We start from the raw sequence: 2,322 nt of genomic DNA on the forward strand, positions 1-2,322 counted from the left end.
TTGGCTGTCATCAACTGTTGCAGAGGATATAGTCATGGTTACTTTTACCGGAACTACTGGGAATGACATTTTTGTTGCTCCGACGGCTGAAGATTGGACGATCATCGGCAAGGGCGGAGTCGACAATCTGACCGGCAATGCTGGCAACGACACGTTTGTCGGCGGGTTCGGCAATGATGTGCTTGATGGCATGGGCGGCAACGACATTTTCAATGTCGGCGTCAAGGAAGGCGTCGACCGCGTTACCGGCGGCGAAGGCTATGACAAGATTGTCGCCACAGCCAACAATGTCGCGATCGGGTTGAGCTTTGTCTCCGGCGTTGAAGAAATCAACGCGGGCGGCTTTTTCCCGGTCAGCATTGTCGGCTCGATCGGCGACGATTTCCTCGATTTCACCAACACCCTGCTCGTCGACATCACGTCGATCAACGGCGGCGCTGGCAACGATACGATCATCGGATCGGCAGCAGATGACGTCATCAACGGCGGTGGCGGCAACGACACGCTGGATGGTGGTGCAGGCAATGATGTCTTCCGCGTTGGCTCCGGCGCCGGTTTCGACAATTTCAATGGCGGTACTGGCACGAACACGATCGAGGCGAGCGCCAACAATGCCAACATCGGCATCGGCACCCTGGCCAATATCCAGGCCATTTCCGCTGGCAGCTTCGGCAATGTTCGCCTGCTGATCCAGAATGGCGCCGGCCTGGTCTATGATTTCTCGACCATTGCTCTCACCGGCATCGTTGAAATCAAGGCCGGCAACGGTGGCCAGACGATCACCGCTACGGCGAGCGACGATGTCGTGACTGGCGGCTCCGGCGACGATTCGTTGATCGGCGGCGACGGCAATGACATCATCGACGGCGCTGGTGGCACCAACATCCTCAACGGCGGTAACGGCGACGACACGTTCCTCGTTTCGGGCGGCGGCGCGAACAAATATCTGGGCGGCGCTGGCTATGACCTTGTTACCGCCAACAAGGAAAACGCCGTCATCACGCTGACGACCGGCTCGCTGAGCAAGATCGAAGAGATCAGTGCCGGCGGCTTTGGCAACGTCTCGATCGCTGGGACCGCTGCCGCCGATGTCATCAACCTCACCGGCATTCTGGTGACCGAAGGTGATTTCGTTGCCATCAACGGCGGCGAAGGCGATGACAGGATCACGGCCACCCGGTTCGCCGATACCGTCAACGGCGGCGGCGGCAACGACCGGATCCTGACGGCCTCGGGCGACGACATTATCACCGGCGGCCTTGACGACGATTATCTTGATGGCGGCGCCGGGTCGGACTTCGTCAATGGCAACAACGGCAACGACACGATCGTCGCCGGTTCCGGCAATGATTTCCTGTTTGGCGATGCTGGCAACGACATTTTCCTTGTCGTGGGCAACGGTGGGCTCGATGCCTATGACGGCGGTACTGGCATCGACACGATCAAGGCTGGCAGCAACGGTGCCCGCATCGGTATCGCATCGATCACCGGGGTCGAGATCATCGACGCCGATGGCCGCACCAATGTCACCATCGGCGGCTCGCCCGACACCGACACGCTCGATTTCAGCCTCGTGCAGCTGATCGGCATCAAGAGCATCAACGCCGGTGCGCAGGGCGATACGATCATCGGTTCGGCAGGCGCCGATACCATCATCGGCCTGGGCGGCAACGACACGCTGAACGGTGGCGGCGACAATGACATCATCACCGGCGGCCTTGGTATCGATACTCTCACGGGCGGTGACGGCGCCGATATCTTCCGCGACGGCTTCAAGAATTTTGCCGGCGACACGATCACCGATTTCACCGGTGCCGACAGCATTGTGCTGACCAACGTGGTCAACGCGGATGCCGTTACCTTTGCGTTTGCCGAAAATGTGCTGACCATCGATCCGGATGGCGCCGGCGCGCTGAAGCCGTTCCTGATCAACATGCCCGGCGTTTTCGACGCGTCATTGTTCCAGGCAACCAGCAACGGTCTGGGCGGCACCGTCATCAACTATTTCGGCTGACACCCGCCAACCGACCCGTCATCCCCGCCCGCCGGACACAAGTTCCGGCGGGCGCGGCATGACGATGATCACCCCCATCAGAAACCAGTAGAATGCGGCGGTCTTGATCGACAGCATTGAGATCGAAACCAGGATCGAGAGCGCAAAGGTCAGGGCGGTGGCGTGAAGATACAACCGTTGTTCGGGGCATTGCAGCGTCGGCTGGAGATAGAGGAAAAGCTGGAGCATGGCGACGCCGACCAGCGATTGCGACATGACCAGATAGGCAATGCCGCTGTCGGCCAGTGCCGGTGTGGGCACCGAAAAGC

At 59.9% G+C, this 2,322-nt stretch carries 2 protein-coding genes; one reads left to right on the forward strand and one right to left on the reverse strand.

Annotated elements, in window-relative coordinates:
- The first annotated feature begins 34 nt into the window (after positions 1–34).
- The gene (locus RMO81_RS13135) at positions 35–2,014 is read left to right on the forward strand and encodes a calcium-binding protein (protein WP_310476344.1); all 1,980 of its coding nucleotides are present in this window, start codon (positions 35–37) and stop codon (positions 2,012–2,014) included.
- A gap of 18 nt (positions 2,015–2,032) precedes the next feature.
- Here the strand turns inward: RMO81_RS13135 and RMO81_RS13140 are convergent.
- On the reverse strand, positions 2,033–2,322 hold a 290-nt coding region (locus RMO81_RS13140), incomplete at its 5' end, for a hypothetical protein (protein ID WP_409049619.1).

It is taken from the genome of Sandarakinorhabdus sp. (assembly GCF_031422795.1).
Lineage (GTDB): Bacteria > Pseudomonadota > Alphaproteobacteria > Sphingomonadales > Sphingomonadaceae > Sandarakinorhabdus.

Excerpts from the sequence above, each read along its gene's own strand:
- RMO81_RS13135 (WP_310476344.1), top strand. The coding sequence starts at position 35 with ATGGTTACTTTTACCGGAACTACTGGGAATGACATTTTTGTTGCTCCG.